The organism is Providencia burhodogranariea DSM 19968 (genome assembly GCF_000314855.2).
Classification (GTDB): domain Bacteria; phylum Pseudomonadota; class Gammaproteobacteria; order Enterobacterales; family Enterobacteriaceae; genus Providencia; species Providencia burhodogranariea.
The window spans coordinates 2,345,972-2,362,763 of sequence record NZ_KB233222.1; the positions used below are offsets into that span (position 1 = coordinate 2,345,972).

14 protein-coding genes and 1 riboswitch are annotated in these 16,792 nt (G+C 38.8%); of the genes, 3 read left to right on the forward strand and 11 right to left on the reverse strand.

Features of this window, described 5'->3' with window-relative positions; all coding sequences use genetic code 11:
• Position 1: 1 nt before the first annotated feature.
• On the reverse strand, positions 2 to 982 hold the full coding sequence (gene moaA, locus OOA_RS09990; protein ID WP_008912033.1) for a GTP 3',8-cyclase MoaA: 981 nt from the start codon (positions 980 to 982) through the stop codon (positions 2 to 4).
• A riboswitch (molybdenum cofactor riboswitch) is annotated at positions 972 to 1,111 on the reverse strand. (Overlaps the previous gene by 11 nt.)
• A gap of 323 nt (positions 1,112 to 1,434) precedes the next feature.
• Positions 1,435 to 2,163, reverse strand: a complete 729-nt coding sequence (locus OOA_RS09995) for a hypothetical protein (protein WP_008912034.1) — start codon at positions 2,161 to 2,163, stop codon at positions 1,435 to 1,437.
• Positions 2,164 to 2,498: 335 nt separating this feature from the next.
• Between OOA_RS09995 and yvcK the strand changes: the two genes are divergently transcribed.
• Positions 2,499 to 3,407, forward strand: coding sequence for a uridine diphosphate-N-acetylglucosamine-binding protein YvcK (yvcK, locus tag OOA_RS10000; RefSeq protein WP_008912035.1), 909 nt, complete (start codon positions 2,499 to 2,501; stop codon positions 3,405 to 3,407).
• 134 nt (positions 3,408 to 3,541) lie between these two features.
• On the opposite strand, the gene OOA_RS10005 is transcribed toward yvcK, so the two are convergent.
• The 6 genes from OOA_RS10005 to bioB form a co-directional block, all read right to left on the reverse strand.
• Positions 3,542 to 3,982, reverse strand: coding sequence for an NUDIX hydrolase (locus OOA_RS10005; RefSeq protein ID WP_008912036.1), 441 nt, complete (start codon positions 3,980 to 3,982; stop codon positions 3,542 to 3,544).
• Positions 3,983 to 4,094: 112 nt separating this feature from the next.
• Positions 4,095 to 6,113, reverse strand: coding sequence for an excinuclease ABC subunit UvrB (gene uvrB, locus OOA_RS10010; RefSeq protein WP_008912037.1), 2,019 nt, complete (start codon positions 6,111 to 6,113; stop codon positions 4,095 to 4,097).
• 711 nt (positions 6,114 to 6,824) lie between these two features.
• Positions 6,825 to 7,499, reverse strand: coding sequence for a dethiobiotin synthase (gene bioD, locus OOA_RS10020; RefSeq protein ID WP_008912038.1), 675 nt, complete (start codon positions 7,497 to 7,499; stop codon positions 6,825 to 6,827).
• On the reverse strand, positions 7,492 to 8,277 hold the full coding sequence (gene bioC, locus OOA_RS10025; protein ID WP_008912039.1) for a malonyl-ACP O-methyltransferase BioC: 786 nt from the start codon (positions 8,275 to 8,277) through the stop codon (positions 7,492 to 7,494). Before bioC ends, bioD begins: the two co-directional genes overlap by 8 nt.
• Positions 8,258 to 9,412, reverse strand: a complete 1,155-nt coding sequence (gene bioF / locus OOA_RS10030; protein WP_008912040.1) for an 8-amino-7-oxononanoate synthase — start codon at positions 9,410 to 9,412, stop codon at positions 8,258 to 8,260. The genes bioC and bioF overlap by 20 nt, the downstream gene beginning before the upstream one ends.
• A complete protein-coding gene (gene bioB, locus OOA_RS10035; RefSeq protein WP_008912041.1) occupies positions 9,412 to 10,449 on the reverse strand; it encodes a biotin synthase BioB in 1,038 nt (345 codons plus the stop codon). The genes bioF and bioB overlap by 1 nt, the downstream gene beginning before the upstream one ends.
• A 92-nt stretch (positions 10,450 to 10,541) precedes the next feature.
• On the opposite strand from bioB, the gene bioA reads away from it, so the two are divergent.
• A complete protein-coding gene (gene bioA, locus OOA_RS10040) occupies positions 10,542 to 11,813 on the forward strand; it encodes an adenosylmethionine--8-amino-7-oxononanoate transaminase (RefSeq protein ID WP_008912042.1) in 1,272 nt (423 codons plus the stop codon).
• Positions 11,814 to 11,883: 70 nt separating this feature from the next.
• Here bioA and pgl read toward each other — a convergent pair whose 3' ends face one another.
• Positions 11,884 to 12,870, reverse strand: coding sequence for a 6-phosphogluconolactonase (pgl, locus tag OOA_RS10045; RefSeq protein ID WP_008912043.1), 987 nt, complete (start codon positions 12,868 to 12,870; stop codon positions 11,884 to 11,886).
• Positions 12,871 to 13,413: 543 nt separating this feature from the next.
• Here pgl and OOA_RS10050 point away from each other — a divergent pair.
• Entirely contained in the window at positions 13,414 to 14,232 is an 819-nt protein-coding gene (locus tag OOA_RS10050) for a pyridoxal phosphatase (protein ID WP_008912044.1), read from the forward strand.
• Between the two features lie 147 nt (positions 14,233 to 14,379).
• On the opposite strand, the gene OOA_RS10055 is transcribed toward OOA_RS10050, so the two are convergent.
• Both OOA_RS10055 and OOA_RS10060 read right to left on the reverse strand, forming a co-directional pair.
• Positions 14,380 to 15,099 (reverse strand): Lnb N-terminal periplasmic domain-containing protein, encoded by a 720-nt coding sequence (locus OOA_RS10055; protein ID WP_008912045.1) that lies wholly within the window; start codon positions 15,097 to 15,099, stop codon positions 14,380 to 14,382.
• Between the two features lie 140 nt (positions 15,100 to 15,239).
• A complete protein-coding gene (locus OOA_RS10060; RefSeq protein ID WP_008912046.1) occupies positions 15,240 to 16,064 on the reverse strand; it encodes a hypothetical protein in 825 nt (274 codons plus the stop codon).
• Positions 16,065 to 16,792: the final 728 nt, after the last annotated feature.

The window sequence follows — 16,792 nt, forward strand, 5'->3', positions numbered from 1 at the left end:
GTTAGCCGCCAATAACGGATAAATTCGGGGTTATGCCACTGTCGCCCATATGCAAGAAATGGGTTTCACGCTTATATTGCAATCCACTTTGGATCCGTGCCTTTAGAGCTTCATTTTGATTATCTGCGCCTAATAAATCACGAAGTGGAATACCATTCTCACCGAATAAGCACAAATGAAGATTTCCTAAAGAAGAGATGCGCAAGCGATTACAGCTTTGGCAGAAATCTTTCTCATAAGGCATTATAAGACCGATTTCACCCTGATAATCAGGATGACTAAAGACTTGCGCTGGGCCATCACTGCGGGAGCTAGGTTGCCTATACCAACCGTCTTCAATAAGGCGGTCACGGATGGTTTCACCCGAAATATGGTAACGCTGAAAAAGATCGCTTCCCTCTCCTGTTTCCATTAGTTCAATGAAACGTAGTTGGATAGGACGATATTTAATCCAATTTAAAAAAGATTTAAGTGCAATGTCGTTGACGTTTTTCATTAACACCGCATTGACTTTAACTTTTTCAAAACCTGCATCAAAAGCGGCATCAATGCCCTTCATCACTTGGTAGAATTTATCTTGGCCTGTGATAGCTGCAAATTGACGGGGATCTAAGCTATCTAAACTGACATTAATGGCATTTAGCCCGGCATTTTTCCATTCTTGTACATCACGTGCCATTCGATAGCCATTCGTGGTTACAGCGATTTTTTTTATCGATTGGTTTTCATTAATCGCGGCAATGATATCAGTAAAGTCTTTTCTCATGGTCGGTTCACCACCCGTGATACGCACTTTTTCAGTTCCTAATTCAGCGAAAGCACGACTTACTCGTTTAATTTCACTAAGCGAAAGGAATTCATGGCGACCACTAGGTTTGTAACCATCAGGAAGGCAGTATGTACAACGGAAGTTGCAAACGTCTGTGATAGATAGACGAAGATAGTAAAATTTTCGAGCAAATTGATCGACAAGCTGCTGCATAATGACACCTTTCCAAATACGGGAGATGCAGATATTTCTATCTCGCACCCTGGTGGTTCAAGACCACGGCCTAGGCATCATATTCGTCGATTCGAACTTAGACACAAAGGCTAGGAGTTTTATTAATGAACAAGTTAATAGATAAAATACACTTAAATGGAATTGAATTTGCCTATTCTGTTCACTTAATTTCTGTAAGGATTTTAGCGTAAAAAAAAGCAAAAAGCGAATTTGAATTTCGATATATAATATATTATACAACGACTTAGCATTAAGTTACTCAGTTGTTAACTAAATATAATTTATATGTTTTTCCTTAATTATAGCCAAATTAATTCGAATTGCTTTTATCTCTAAGCCTAATCAAAAATAAATCGTATTTTGCCCCCTTGATATAATTAAAAGTATAAGGGGAGCAAAGTAAAAGGAGTTAAATTTGCAACAAATGAACGTTAGTTCACATCTGAAACTGCGATAATTGGTAATATAACCGCATCACCAACTAGCGTAAATGGAGTTGCCAATATATTACTAATTAAGTTCAAGCCATTAAACGATGAGACTTGTTCTGGTAATAGAAGCTCAACTTTATAGGGATGTGTCATTTTTTCATTTTTATCAAATTGGTAGTCAATACTATTTTTCGCCATTAACACGCCACCAATAACAGTGACTTTATACCAATCTTTGCGAACAGGATCTGGTGATAATTTAAAGCCAGAATTGATTAATAATTGTTTTTCTTCATCCGTGAATTGTGTGCCTGGTACAGTTCTTGTAGTCAGTACGTCACTTAATATTGCCGTCACACCTGGTGTTGTTGATTCATATATTTTAAGTTGAATGGTTTGTTTGTCTCTGTTGCGAGTTTCTAAAATAATTTGTTTGTTCAACTTATTGAGTATAAGTAAATCATCAGCTCCCTCAGCAATAAAATAAAGATATGTATCACCAACAAAACCTACACCATTCTCAGGAATTTTTAGTGTTTTATTTGAAACTTTTTCATCAAGTTTTAATTTGAAATTTTTGAATTCAAAGGCCGAAACAATCGTATCTTCTGCTTGAACTTTATATTGATAATCTTTGCTTACAACCGGAGAATCCTTCCAAACATGTGCAGTGCAGCCATTCATGAGCAACCCAAGGCTTAAGAGCATTAATCCTTTTAATATTTGCATTTCTCGACCTGAACTTCCCTAAAATAATAATTTTTTCAATCTGAACAGTTAATCACACTCTATTTTCCTTTTAATTAAGAGCAATCCTAGAATAGTGCTTACCTATCCCCCTTATCTTTTCTGTATAACATAAAACGAATTTATAAAATAAATGATTTTTATTGCGTTATATTTTATCGATAAACGAAGATAACCCATAATAAGTGACTCGGGAAGCGGAGTGCAGGCAACAACAATACAGCTTGAAGTATGACGGGTATAAAGGATTACGGGTATAATTTATTAAAACTCTGTATAATACGCGCGGCTCTAAAAATAACTAATATAGGAACACTATGCCGAATAGTAGTCTGACTGATTTCAGACATGTTGTCGCTCTTGGGGGCGGGCATGGGCTTGGTCGTGTAATGTCTTCTCTCTCATCTTTAGGCTCGCGATTAACTGGGATCGTCACAACAACCGATAACGGTGGTTCTACAGGTCGAATTCGTCGAGCTGAAGGCGGTATTGCATGGGGAGATATGCGTAATTGTCTCAACCAATTAATTACTGAGCCTTCTATTGCATCGGCTATGTTTGAATACCGCTTTAGTGGTAACGGTGAACTCTCCGGCCATAATTTAGGCAATCTAATGTTAAAATCATTAGATCACCTCAGCGTACGCCCGCTTGAAGCCATTAATTTAATACGCAATATGTTGAAAGTTGATGCTCAACTGATCCCAATGTCAGAATATCCAGTTGATTTGATGGCAATTGATGAGATGGGTAACGAAATTTATGGCGAAGTGAATGTCGATGCATTAGCTGAACTACCAAAAGAGTTGCATCTCTATCCAGCAGTAAAAGCGACTGTAGAAGCCATCGATGCCATTCATCAAGCAGACTTGATTTTAATTGGTCCTGGTAGTTTCTTTACTAGCCTTATGCCACTTTTATTACTCAATGAGATCACAGAGGCTTTGCGTGATTGTAAAGCGCCGATGATTTATATTGGAAACCTTGGAAAAGAGCTCAGTACTTCGGCAGCAAGCCTAAGCCTGCAAGAAAAATTAGCCATGATGGAAGAACATATTGGTTGTAAAAAAATTGATGCCGTGATTGTTGGCCCAAGAACCAATATAAAGCCAATCTGCCATGAGCGTTTAGTCACACAGCGAGTTTTAGAGGCTGATGATGTTCCTTATCGACATGACCGCAAATTATTGCTGCAAGCTATCGAAGAAACCGTACGCTTATTTTAGACTTAAAATAATTTAAAATACCAGTAAGCAAACCGCAAAGTGGTATCGATGAAAAAATTTTAATTTTGCTAAGCAGCTGATATTGTTATGAACAAATCCTCAGAAGCCTGATTCAGGCTTCTGAGATAAATGTCTTAATAATCAGCGAGTATTTCTTGAATGTTTGCAGGGTAGACTGTCTCTACCGTTTCAATAAGTTCATTAAGCCCCCACCAATGATGCCCAGCAATAACTGATTTTTCATTCTCAGTCCATCCGTCAGTATTGATATCGTCTTCAGCGAATTTCACTCTATAAAAACGCTCTTTTGCCAGAACTGTTTCCCCACAAGGAAGGATCATTTCGAACGTTTTTTCTGCAACACATCGCCCAACATTATCCCTCAGAATACCCGTTTCTTCGCGGAGTTCTCTGATAGCAGCTTCCTCAAATGACTCTCCCACTTCCACTCCTCCTCCTGGAGTAGCCCAGTATAACTTACCTGCAAGAGCATCATTACTATGGACAAACTGAAATAACAGTACTCGATTATCGGGATTAATGACCAACAAACGAGCAGAGCAGCGAACACGCATCTCTATTTCCTATCTTAAGCATTACAGTTAAAACAATCTGGTTATCACTAACATCCCTTTGTTTAGAAAGGCGACCGCCAAATACTGCGTTGTTGTGCTTTTTATAATTCCGCTAAGAATTCGCGATAAAGAGATCTCTAAGCTCTTGAAGCTGATCCCTCACATTAGCGGCTGCTTCAAACTCCAAGTCTTGCGCATGTTTGTACATTTGTGCTTCAAGCTGTGATATACGGTGCTCCAACTCTTTGGTTGAGAGTAACTTAATGTCATCACGCTGATCTGTTTTCCCGTTATCTTTGCTTTTCCCTTTACCTTTGCCACCGACTTTATGACCAATCTGTAAGATATCCCCAACTTTTTTGTTCAAGCCTTGTGGCACGATACCGTGCTCTTCATTAAACTCTATTTGCTTAGCACGACGGCGCTCAGTCTCGCGAATCGCTTTGTCCATCGACTTAGTAATTCGGTCGCCATAAAGGATCGCTTTACCATTAAGGTTACGCGCTGCTCGCCCTATTGTTTGTATCAATGAGCGCTCAGAACGTAAGAAACCTTCTTTATCTGCATCTAAAATTGCCACCAATGAAACCTCTGGCATATCAAGACCTTCCCTGAGCAAGTTGATCCCAACTAGCACATCAAACACGCCCAAGCGCAAATCACGAATAATTTCAACACGTTCGACTGTCTCAATGTCAGAGTGAAGATAACGGACTTTTTGACCATGCTCTTCAAGATATTCGGTTAAGTCTTCAGACATACGTTTCGTCAGTGTCGTGACAAGCACTCGCTCATTTTTCGATACTCGAATACGGATTTCAGAAATTAAATCATCGACCTGTGTCGCAACTGGACGCACTTCAATAATCGGATCAAGTAGCCCAGTAGGCCGAACGACTTGCTCAATCACTTCAGTGCCTGACTTTTCTATCTCATAATTGCCCGGTGTAGCAGAAACATAAATTGTTTGAGGTGCCAATGCTTCAAATTCTTCAAAACGCATTGGTCTATTGTCCAACGCCGAAGGTAAACGAAAGCCATATTCAACTAGTGTTTCTTTGCGTGAACGGTCACCTTTATACATCGCACCAATTTGTGGGATAGTCACGTGAGACTCATCAACCACCAGCAAACCATCCGCAGGGAGATAATCAAATAATGTTGGTGGTGGCTCCCCTGGCGCACGCCCAGATAGGTAGCGCGAGTAGTTTTCGATGCCAGAGCAATAACCTAGCTCATTCATCATTTCAAGGTCAAATTGTGTCCGTTGAGAAATACGTTGCTCTTCAAGGAGTTTATGATTTTCGAGTAACACTTTGCGCCTATCGACTAACTCGACTTTAATTTGTTCCATTGCTTCTAAAATACGCTCTCTTGGTGTGACGTAGTGCGTTTTAGGGTAAACAGTAAAGCGAGGGATTCGATGCTGAATTTGCCCTGTTAATGGATCAAACAGTGATAACCGCTCAACCTCTTCGTCAAATAATTCGACACGCAACGCATACTCATCCGACTCAGCGGGGAAAATATCAATCACCTCACCGCGAACTCGAAAGGTGCCTCGGGTAAAAGCTTGGTCATTTCGGCTATATTGTAAATCCGCAAGACGGCGTAAAATTGAGCGTTGATCGATAATCATGCCATCGCTCAAATGCAGCATCATCTTCAAATAGCTATCGGGGTCACCAAGACCGTAGATTGCAGAGACTGATGCCACGACAATCACATCTCGTCGCTCAAGCAATGCCTTTGTCGCAGATAAACGCATTTGCTCTATATGTTCGTTAACGGAAGCGTCTTTTTCGATAAAGGTATCTGAGCTTGGCACGTAGGCTTCAGGCTGATAATAATCATAATAGGAAACAAAATATTCAACCGCATTATCTGGGAAGAAGGCTTTCATCTCACTATAAAGTTGTGCAGCTAAGGTTTTATTATGTGCCATTAACATGGTAGGGCGATTTTCTTTTGCGATAACATTGGCGATAGTGAAGGTTTTACCTGAACCAGTTACACCTAATAGGGTTTGATGAGCTAAACCATCTTCCAATCCCTCAGAAAGTCGACGAATTGCCTCAGGTTGGTCCCCTGCTGCTTTAAAATCAGAATACAATTTAAATGCTTTACTCATTACCCATGCCTCTTAACGGATCAACCCATCTATGATACTGGATAAAAAACCAGCTTCAAGTATTGAGTTTAAAAAATATCCATCACTGACTTTATTATCATTATGGCAAGGTTATCCCCAAAATTTCTCTTGACCTTAAGCTATTTATATATTTTATGCTGACGCAATTATCAGCCTTATCACAAATAAATTTGCTTAGCTTGATTTTATTTAACTAATTGTATTTTATGATTATTATTTATAAGTCCGAAATCACATCAAATAAAGGCAAAGCCGCTTGTGACCTTGGATGCCATTACTTTTATAGATCTAATTCACAAGGTTATCCACAGAAATGGTGGATAACTCTGCCATCCCTTTAGCATCATGCTTTCCCGTTATCCTTATAAAATAATATTCACCCGACAAATGACATTAAAATGAAAATTTCGTGAAAATATTTTTACACTGAATTTATCAATAAAAGAAATTTTACTCTGTTTCATCGGATCGATATTGACAAAAACAGGCAATTCACGATCAAAAAACCATTTTTCGCTCAAGAAATGATCACCTCGAAACAACCCTATCAGATCCTTAATCAATGATGAAAATTACTCAAATTGATTGGCCTGTGTTATCCACATAAAGTGCAAGCTCAGCGCCCTGATTTAGTCAATTACGAGTTAATTTGAAATTTTCTATTATTTGGCACATGGCAATAATAAAAATTTAAAGTGCAGATAAATTGATATATTGACCAAGATCGGTCATCAATTGCAGATTTTGGTATGGTATCGTTCCAAGACAAGGAGAGCTGATCAACCGATTAAGAGTAGCAAAATATTCGACTTGGTAGGCTCCAGCAGGTTCAATCTCATTGGCAATCCAACCAACAAGAGTCAATCCTGAGTGTTTGATAGATTCTGCGGTTAATAAAGCATGATTGATACAACCAAGCTTGATACCAACGACCATGATAACAGGTAGCTGCTGTTCAATGACCCAATCTGCATAATTTTTCTGTTCTGATAACGGTGTATACCAACCACCCGCACCTTCAACCAGTACCCATTGAGCCTTCGATTGCAATTGTTTTAAGCCATCATTCATGACAGAAAAATCAATCGGTTGTTCCATTTTTTCACTGATAATATGTGGTGATGTTGGCGCCCCAAAAACGATAGGGTTCACTTCCTCATAACTTAGCGATAAATGACTATTCGCTTGTAAAAAAAGTGCGTCACTGTTACGTAACCCTTCGGATGTTATCTCGCTTCCTGAAGCAACAGGCTTATAGCCCGCAGTTTTGAACCCTTGCTGGTTAGCTGCTTGTAATAAAGCACAACTTGCAACTGTTTTACCAACTTCGGTGTCTGTACCTGTTACAAAATAGGTTTTAGTCACGATAAATTATTCCAAATACTGTTTGATAAGTTAACACGAGTCCATCATTTGACATAGGATAGGCGGAAGCAAGCTGATTTAGCTTTTGTCTAGTCATCAATCCACCTTTTCTTCCAGCAGTTAAATGTGTGGCTCCAATTCCTTTGAGTGAATTAAGTAAGCTGGTTAGGTCAGGATAATAGAGTTTATCTGGCTGTAACATCAGTTGGTGTCGCCATGTTTGGCAGCTTTCAGCTATTTCTTGGTAGCTGAGAAAGTTATTTACATGTGATTGTTCATCAAGTGCGGTCCATGCGAGTGATAGCTCACTCAACGACCCTTGTGCCAACGTCGTAAAAGCAATGACTCCCCCCAATTTCGTCACGCGATACAATTCGGATAATGCATCCTTCAAATTACCGCACCACTGGAGAGCTAAATTAGAAAATACGATATCAAAAACTTTATTATCAAAAGGTAAAGACTCCATATCTGCACAAATATAACCAGCTGCGGCACCTTTACTTCGCGCGACTTCTAACATGCCAGAAGCTAAATCCAATGCCATCACATCTGCACCCGACTCGCTCATCACCTGACTAAAAAAACCTGTTCCACAACCGGCATCCATAACTTTTTTTGCGTGTAAATTATGGCTATTACTCAGTGTGGACGTTAATAAATTGAGCAATTGATGCCCACTATTTTGCTGATAATGTGCTATCGCATCATAACGCTTTGCTGCTCGGCCAAATGCTAACGCGATTTTTTGTTTTTCATCACTTAGTGGCAAAACCATGTATCACCTCCAACAATCTGTCGATATCTTGCTGATCATGCGCAGCACTTAACGTGATCCTCAGGCGCGCACTACCCGGTGGTACTGTTGGCGGCCGAATAGCTTGCCCCCACAATCGGTTTTGGCGTAAAAAAGCAGCTAGCTGTAGGCTTTTATCATTATCACCAACGATTAAAGGCTGGATTGCGGTCTCTGAAGGTGCGAGCCGCATTTCATTAAGCTGAATATTTTTTCTAAAATAAGCGATATTTTGATTGAGTTGTGCTCTTGCGGCATCAGCCTGCCTGACCTGTTTTAGTGCGGCGGATAAAGCGACGGCCTGAGCTGGTGGCATTGATGTGCTATAAATCAAATGACGAGCAGCTTGAATAAAATAGTCAGCAGTTTGTTCATCACATAACACAGCTGCACCACTTAAACCAAAAGCCTTACCGAAGGTAACAATCAACAATTCCGGTTTAACACCATAAACATCACAACTCCCGCGCCCTTCTCGTCCTTTTACTCCAATTCCGTGAGCATCATCCACCATAAGCCACGCATGATTTTCTTGAGCTAGTTTGTGTAAATCATCTAGTGGCGCACTATCTCCATCCATACTGAAGACGCCTTCTGTGACTACTAGAGTTTTACCTTCAGACGGGTTGGTGAATAATTTTTGTAATGCTAATGAACTATTGTGAGTAAAACGGCGTAAGTTGGCACTTGATAGCATTGACGCTTCAAGAATAGAAGCATGGCTCAGTTTGTCGGCTAAAATACGATCGCCTTGCCCCATCAATGCTGTTATCACCGCTTGATTAGCCGCAAAACCAGAAATAAACAATAGCGCTCTTGGGTAATCTAACCATTCAGATAAATTATTTTCGAGATCATAATGAGCTTGAGTAAAACCAGTGACATGCCCTGAGCCACCACTTCCCACACCATATAGCGCAGCACCTTGCTGCCAAGCCTCAACAACTTTTGGATGATGGCTTAATCCCAGATAATCATTACCTGAAAAATTCAGATATTTTTCCCCACTGACGTGTAATTCACGACCAGTACTAAAATCAATACATGTTCGCTTACGCCAAGCAAAGTCTCGCTTACGCAGTGACAATTGTGATTGAATAAAAGCTTGCCAACTCATCAAATTGCCGCATTATAAAAATGTTGGTTATCAGCAGTTAAGATTGTTTCTGCTAATTGTACTGCCTGTTGATTATCATCATCAGCGACTTCAATACGTTCAGGGTTAATATTCAATTTTCTAAATAAAGCGATATCGGTATTTTCATCCGGATTCGATGCAGTGAGAAGTTTACAGCCATAAAACACCGAGTTTGCTCCAGCCATAAAACAAAGTGCTTGGGTTTGTTCATTCATGTGATCACGTCCAGCCGATAGCCTGACATAAGATGTTGGCATCATGATACGCGCGACCGCGATAGTCCGGATAAAATCAAATGCATCGACATCTTCATTATCGGCCATTGGTGTCCCCTCAACTTTCATCAGCATGTTGATAGGCACACTTTCTGGAGGCTTAGGCAGGTTAGCTAGCTGAACTAACATAGCTGCACGATCACTGACTTTCTCACCTAAACCTAAAATTCCGCCTGAGCACACTTTAATGCCAGCTTCTCGTACGTTGCCTAATGTATCTAAACGGTCTTGATAAGTTCTCGTGGTAATAATGTTACCGTAATATTCAGGCGAGGTATCAAGGTTATGGTTGTAGTAATCAAGCCCTGCTTCAGCAAGACGCTGAGCCTGATTGTTATCAAGCATTCCCAAGGTCATACAGGTTTCCATTCCAAGGGATTTGACTTCCTTGACCATCATTTCGAGATACGGCATATCGCGTTCTCGCGGATTGCGCCATGCTGCTCCCATACAAAAACGAGTTGATCCCGCTTGTTTGGCTTTTTTGGCTGATGACAGAACTTGTTGTACTTCCATTAAACGTTCGGTTTCTAATCCGGTTTTGTAACGAGCACTTTGCGAACAATATTTACAATCTTCAGGACAAGCGCCTGTTTTGATAGAAAGCAAAGTACTGACTTGCATTTGCTGTGGGTCAAAATGCTGGCGATGAATTTGTTGGGCTTGAAATAAAAGCTCAAAGAAAGGCATTGAAAACAAATCATTAGCTTGTTTAGTTGTCCATTTTTTTAATTCACTCACAACTGCTCTCCATCTGAAAAATGAGTTGTCAGTTTAAATATTGTGGTTATCATGTCAACCAAATTAAATAAAATAAGTTGACAGTGAATCTCATGAATAGTTCTGATCTTGCTTTTGATACCAAACATATTTGGCATCCCTATACTTCAATGAGCCAACCGATCCCAACCTATCCTGTGGTTGAAGCCAAAGGCGTTGAGCTCATCATGGCTGACGGCAAAGTACTGGTTGATGGTATGTCTTCATGGTGGGCTGCCATTCACGGTTATAATCATCCTATTTTGAATCAAGCAGTGACAGCTCAATTGCAAAAAATGTCTCATGTGATGTTTGGTGGAATAACTCATCCAGCAGCCATTAAGCTCTGTCGTCAATTGGTCGAAATCACCCCTGAACCACTTGAGTGTGTTTTTTTAGCCGACTCCGGCTCAGTTGCTGTTGAAGTTTCTCTGAAAATGGCGCTGCAATATTGGCAGGCTCGAGGAGAGAAGCGCCAACGCATTTTAACCTTACGTCACGGTTATCATGGTGATACCTTTGGCGCAATGGCAGTTTGTGACCCTGAAAATTCGATGCATGGGCTCTACAAAGGTTACTTACCACCGCATATTTTTGTCGATGCCCCCCAATGTGGATTTCATGAAGAATGGGATAGTCGTGATTTAGCCGCTATTACGCGTGAAGTGGACGAAAAACAACAAGAAATAGCAGCTATCATCCTTGAACCCATTGTACAAGGTGCAGGTGGAATGCGCTTTTATCACCCTAAGTATTTAAAAGGTGTACGTGAGCTATGTGATCGCTATGGCATATTGCTAATAGCCGATGAAATTGCCACTGGGTTTGGCCGTACTGGGAAGCTCTTTGCCTGCGATCATGCCAATATTTCTCCCGATATTATGTGCTTAGGAAAAGCTCTCACGGGTGGCTATATGACGCTTTCTGCAACAATAACGACACGCCATGTCGCCGATACTATCAGTAATGGCGAAGCGGGATGCTTTATGCATGGACCAACATTTATGGGGAATCCCTTAGCCTGTGCAGTTGCTGATGCAAGCTTAAAACTATTACGAGAAAGCCCTTGGCAACAAACTGTGGCTAAAATTGAGCAACAACTCATCGAAGAACTCACGCCTTTATCTTCGCATTCCAGAGTGAAAGATGTTCGAATATTAGGCGCGATTGGTGTGGTTGAAATGTGCGAGCCTGTCAACACAGCTGAGCTACAAAAGAAATTTGTCGCTCAAGGCGTTTGGGTGCGACCTTTTGGACGTCTGATTTATGTAATGCCACCTTATATTATCTCACCAGAGCAATTGAGTAAGGTGACAGGAGCAATAAGAAAAGTGATTGAGGAGTGAATATCGCCTCAGTCATTGGGGAGAACAAGGGACTGTTGAATAGCAATCGTCCCTTGTCATAGATTGAAGCTTAACGTGTAAGTACCGTTACCCACATTGGGCCTTTACCTACAGGGTAACGACCCACTTGAGTCAGCTTACCGGTAATTGGGTCGATTTCAGAAACTGAAATACTGTCAGACTTTTGGCCGCTAGAAATTAAAAATCGCCCTGTTGCATCAATATTGAAACCACGAGGTTGCCCTTCTGTTGGGTAAGTGCCTGCGAGGGTTAGTTCACAACCATCATCTGAAACTAAAAAATGACTAATATAGCTATCTGAACGCTCACTGGCATAAAGATGGCGACCATCCGGTGTGATATGAATATCCGCAGCCCAACGTTGGCTTTCACTACCTTTTGGGTACACATTAATATGCTGCATTTGGCGATAACGTGTAAATTTATGATAAACGTTAATCGTTGAATCCAATTCATTAAGGCAATAAATGACTTTTTCTTGCGGATGAAATGCAAGGTGGCGAGGACCGGCCCCTTTCGCTGAACTAATTTGATCCGCTGAGGCCTCAGTCAAATGCCCATCTGCATGCAGATTAAATAGGCGGATATGGTCTTCACCTAAACAAGGTACCCAGAGCTGTTGATTATCTGCATCAACATGCGAAGAGTGTGGGTTACGCAGTCCTTCCACGACTTGAATCGCGGTTTGTGGTACACCATCGCGATTAATCGGCAACACTGCCAAATTATGTTGATGATAAGATGGAACAAATAAATATTTACCTGTGTTATCGAGAGATAAATGTACTGGTGTACCTGGAATAGACGTTTCTGCTTGCAAACGAAGTGTTCCAGCATCCTCAATCAGATAAGTCACAACCCGAAAATTCGGTCGAACACCAATATAAAGATGTTTTTTATCATGACTTAATACCATTGGCTGTACTTGCCCTGGTGTCATCACAGTCTGCAACAAAGTCAGCTCACCGACTTCATTCATCGACCAAACATGGATTTGCTGGCTTTCGGGGCTTGCGATATAAACAACCTGATTCATCCTGACTCCTTAATTCATGATAAAAATATGTCGTTACTATTATGGCGCATTCGCTCAAGATATACTAACTAGCGGTGGGTAATATCTCCCCCAAATACTACGGTGTAGTACCTATCCCGAGTCATTCAATTGGTAAATTGAAGCTCAGTAAATAAACACATTAAACATACTTGTCACTTAAGGTATGCAGGATAAACAGCACTAAAACGGTTCAGTTAGTTACTATTATCGGATATGATAACCAAGCATGCTCAGGAGCTGTTGATGTTTCATGCTTGTTTTGCAATAAAACTTGAATGCAAATTGGGTTAATTAAAACCTATATTATATTGTGCTAAATAAAAGCGGCCCTACAGGTTCAATTCAAAGATATTGCATTTCTTTGATCCTATCTTGCCTCTTTTTACCTTAAGTAACGGCCTTTAATTCGAACGAAAATTGACCTTAAAAGACCAACAGCCCCTAGCTTAATCCAATTTTAGTTAACTGATTTAGTTGTAATCAGCCAGCTAAAATATAACCTAAAATCACGTGGAGTCGTTTATGTCATACCGCGTTATTGCGCTCGATCTTGATGGAACACTGCTTGATCCTCAAAAGAAAATTCTGCCTGAATCTATAGCTGCGTTAAATGAAGCTCGCCGTCAAGGTGTTCAAGTCCTGATAGTCACAGGCCGTCACCATGTCGCCATTCACCCGTTCTATCAAGAGTTGAACCTTGATACACCAGCTATTTGCTGCAATGGGACTTACCTTTATGACTATTTAGGAAAAAAAGTCCTTGCCTCAGATCCAATGACATTAGAATCTGCAACACAGATGATTGAAAGGTTACATGGCACCGATATTCAGCATCTGATGTATGTCGACGATGCTATGCTGTATAACGCGCCAACAGAAGGCATCAAAAGAACGCTTAATTGGGCGCAGACGTTGCCTGAAGCGCAGCGCCCTAATATTCAGTTTGTCGAAAATTATGCAGATGTGATGCACGATTATAAATCAATCTGGAAATTTGCTGTCAGTTCAGAAAATTTGGATGAACTCAAAGATGTCATTCAAGGTATTGAAAACGACTTTGGTTTGGAGTGTGAATGGTCGTGGGTTGATCAGGTTGATGTCGGTCGTAAAGGTAATAGCAAAGGTCATCGGCTGAAACAATGGGTTGAATCACAAGGTATGACCATGAATGATGTAATTGCTTTTGGTGATAACTTTAATGACCTCAGCATGCTGACAACCGCAGGGCTGGGTGTTGCAATGGGTAACGCTGTTGATGAAATCAAACAACAAGCTAAATTGGTTACCCGTGATAACACTCAACCGGGCATTGCTGAAGTGATCCGTAAATACGTTTTGTAATATGAACAATTGACCTGAAAATTGTTCAAACCATCACTTAAGTTCCATTTTACAGAGGAATATTAAGTGATGGTTTTTTAGATTCTACTCACCGTAATAAAATCGACTAAGATGATGTTTAAGTTATGTCTAATTCATTAAAAAAATTTAATTTAATTGTTCTCTTATTTTCACAGAAAACAGCTGATCATTAATATCAATAATAGGCAATTTGATTTTATTTGAAATATATTTTTGATCAATAAAACCCTGTTGAAAACAATATTTAAAAGCATATCCACTAACCATAATTTTCCAATCGAATTTTAAATTAGGATAGGTTTTTTTCGCTATTTTAAAGATATTTGTCGTACAATTATTCCATAAAGTATGATATTTCGTATCATGTTTATTAATTTCATTAACGCTTCCAAGATAGTTTACAAAAAGTAACTCAATCAAGTCTTTATCTAAATTCAAAGGAAATAGATAGACATCTTCATTTCTAATATTTACTCTTGTTCCGATCAAATCAATTTCATCAGCAACAATATAAATTATATCATAATTATAAAAAAAACCTTTCCACATCGAATATTTTTGTTCTTTTCTTCGCCTAGTTTCAATTGAAATAGAAATATATTGACCATTAGCGAAACCAAAACTTAAAAATACATGAGCTATCATGTCTCCTGACCAATGTGATTGGGCTAAATCTACACTGATTAAATCTGATAACTTATATTCCCTTTCATCCCAAATATAGTGATTTTCATTAACAGAACTAAATGTTCTAAAATTAAAAATTTTAACTTCCGAATGAGTTTCATTAAATTTAACGTAAGGTTTATGACTATATTCATCCACCCAGAAATTATTTTGATTCATACACATGCCTCAACATTATAACTTTAATACAAATGACATAGCACGGGTATAATCTAAAACAATACCCGGAGTCCAAGTCATGATAGCAGCATGTTTTCTTAGTTGAGCCATTACCCATAATTCAGGGCTAAATAACAGCTTTAAAAAAGAGCTAATCCGCCTTTTTTCTCGTAAAAATACCCTTCAGTGCTTTTTGTGATAGCAAGCGAAACAACAGTAGAACAGTTCCTATTCGTTAAATTATAAGTGGTGTTTTTTCGATACTCAGACCAAAAAGCATCGAGTTTCTCTTTACTAACCCCTTCAATACTAATTTTAAATACTGAAGGTGATGATATCCCCACTTCATACTCATAGTTTGGTTGAAAAATACCGGATGCATCATTTTCATTTGTAGATTTCAAAATACTCATAAATTGAGTGGCATCTCTGTCGATATCATTTTCAGGATAGTGACTAATGTAAATATCATCTAATTCAAAAGAGACATGCCCAGTACTAATAACTCCAGATGCGTTTCTGGATATGATATAACGCTCTACGATATTATAAAATAATGGGAGCTTCCCAGTCGTTGTCCATACATGTACAGTACCTACATGGCGAATTTCTTCTTTATCTATTTTATTTTCTTTAAGTCTCTCTTCTTTTTCTTCTTTTGTTTCACTATTGATTACAAAATAATAAACCACTGACAAATTAAAGGAATAGATAACAATAAGCGTGCCTACATCCCAATATATTTGGCGCGATGAATAGTCAAAAGACCAAGGAATAAAATTCCAAATTCCTATGCAAAATTCAACTGCAGAAATAATAAATATTTTTCCCCAATTTTTAAATCTCAATATAAAGCTATTTGACATTTTCCAAACAGAGCTAAACATCAAATATAAACCGGTGATAAAACCAGATAAAATCGCATTCCATGGGTGAATTTCTGCAAATATGATAATATAAATCATTAAGAGCAGTACTAACCCCCTACTGATTCGTAAACGCCGCGTTGCGCCTTGGCTATAGAAAGCGCAAACAAAAGATCGAATTGATTCTAATAAAATGGGAATGCATAAAATAAGAGTATGTTGGTTAGGATTGGTAAAAAATGGCAACAGGAAATAGTAGGCTCCTATAAGAAAACCCAGTAATGAAGTGCATAAAACAGCCCAAAAAAATTTCTTGCTCTCTCTCTTCCATAAAGCATAATCATTATATAAATCATAAGCACTATATCCTAAATAAATGCACTTAATGTAATCTAAATTAGATAGGATCGACGAAATTAATCCGCCAACCAAGAAAAGTTAATTACAATAAATATTCTTTTTTTGATTGTTTTTACTTCTGATTATTAACGATTACCCATAAATTATTTTAAATATAACCAATAACATTTATTACATAATTATTTTTTCATTAAGTCATGGCTAACAAACTAGTTCTACTTTTTGAATTTTTTAGCATAGTATAAATTTATAAATAGCTAACGTATTAATAATCAAAGTGTTATTTTAAAGAGGCAATTTTGAATGTGAATTCTTTCACAAAGAATAGACAATAAGATAAGTTTATTCAATAAATAAATCAGATGTGGACAAATCTATTCTCAAGATTATTTTTTAATTAATTTTCAAACAGTGAATTAAACTATTTTTCAATCTTATATTAAGCGTATTAATCTGTCATTATTATT

Excerpts from the sequence above, each read along its gene's own strand:
- moaA (WP_008912033.1), bottom strand. The coding sequence starts at position 982 with ATGCAGCAGCTTGTCGATCAATTTGCTCGAAAATTTTACTATCTTCGT.
- OOA_RS09995 (WP_008912034.1), bottom strand. The coding sequence starts at position 2,163 with ATGCAAATATTAAAAGGATTAATGCTCTTAAGCCTTGGGTTGCTCATG.
- yvcK (WP_008912035.1), top strand. The coding sequence starts at position 2,499 with ATGCCGAATAGTAGTCTGACTGATTTCAGACATGTTGTCGCTCTTGGG.
- OOA_RS10005 (WP_008912036.1), bottom strand. The coding sequence starts at position 3,982 with ATGCGTGTTCGCTGCTCTGCTCGTTTGTTGGTCATTAATCCCGATAAT.
- uvrB (WP_008912037.1), bottom strand. The coding sequence starts at position 6,113 with ATGAGTAAAGCATTTAAATTGTATTCTGATTTTAAAGCAGCAGGGGAC.
- bioC (WP_008912039.1), bottom strand. The coding sequence starts at position 8,277 with ATGGTTTTGCCACTAAGTGATGAAAAACAAAAAATCGCGTTAGCATTT.
- bioF (WP_008912040.1), bottom strand. The coding sequence starts at position 9,412 with ATGAGTTGGCAAGCTTTTATTCAATCACAATTGTCACTGCGTAAGCGA.
- bioA (WP_008912042.1), top strand. The coding sequence starts at position 10,542 with ATGAATAGTTCTGATCTTGCTTTTGATACCAAACATATTTGGCATCCC.
- pgl (WP_008912043.1), bottom strand. The coding sequence starts at position 12,870 with ATGAATCAGGTTGTTTATATCGCAAGCCCCGAAAGCCAGCAAATCCAT.
- OOA_RS10050 (WP_008912044.1), top strand. The coding sequence starts at position 13,414 with ATGTCATACCGCGTTATTGCGCTCGATCTTGATGGAACACTGCTTGAT.
- OOA_RS10055 (WP_008912045.1), bottom strand. The coding sequence starts at position 15,099 with ATGAATCAAAATAATTTCTGGGTGGATGAATATAGTCATAAACCTTAC.
- OOA_RS10060 (WP_008912046.1), bottom strand. The coding sequence starts at position 16,064 with ATGATTTATATTATCATATTTGCAGAAATTCACCCATGGAATGCGATT.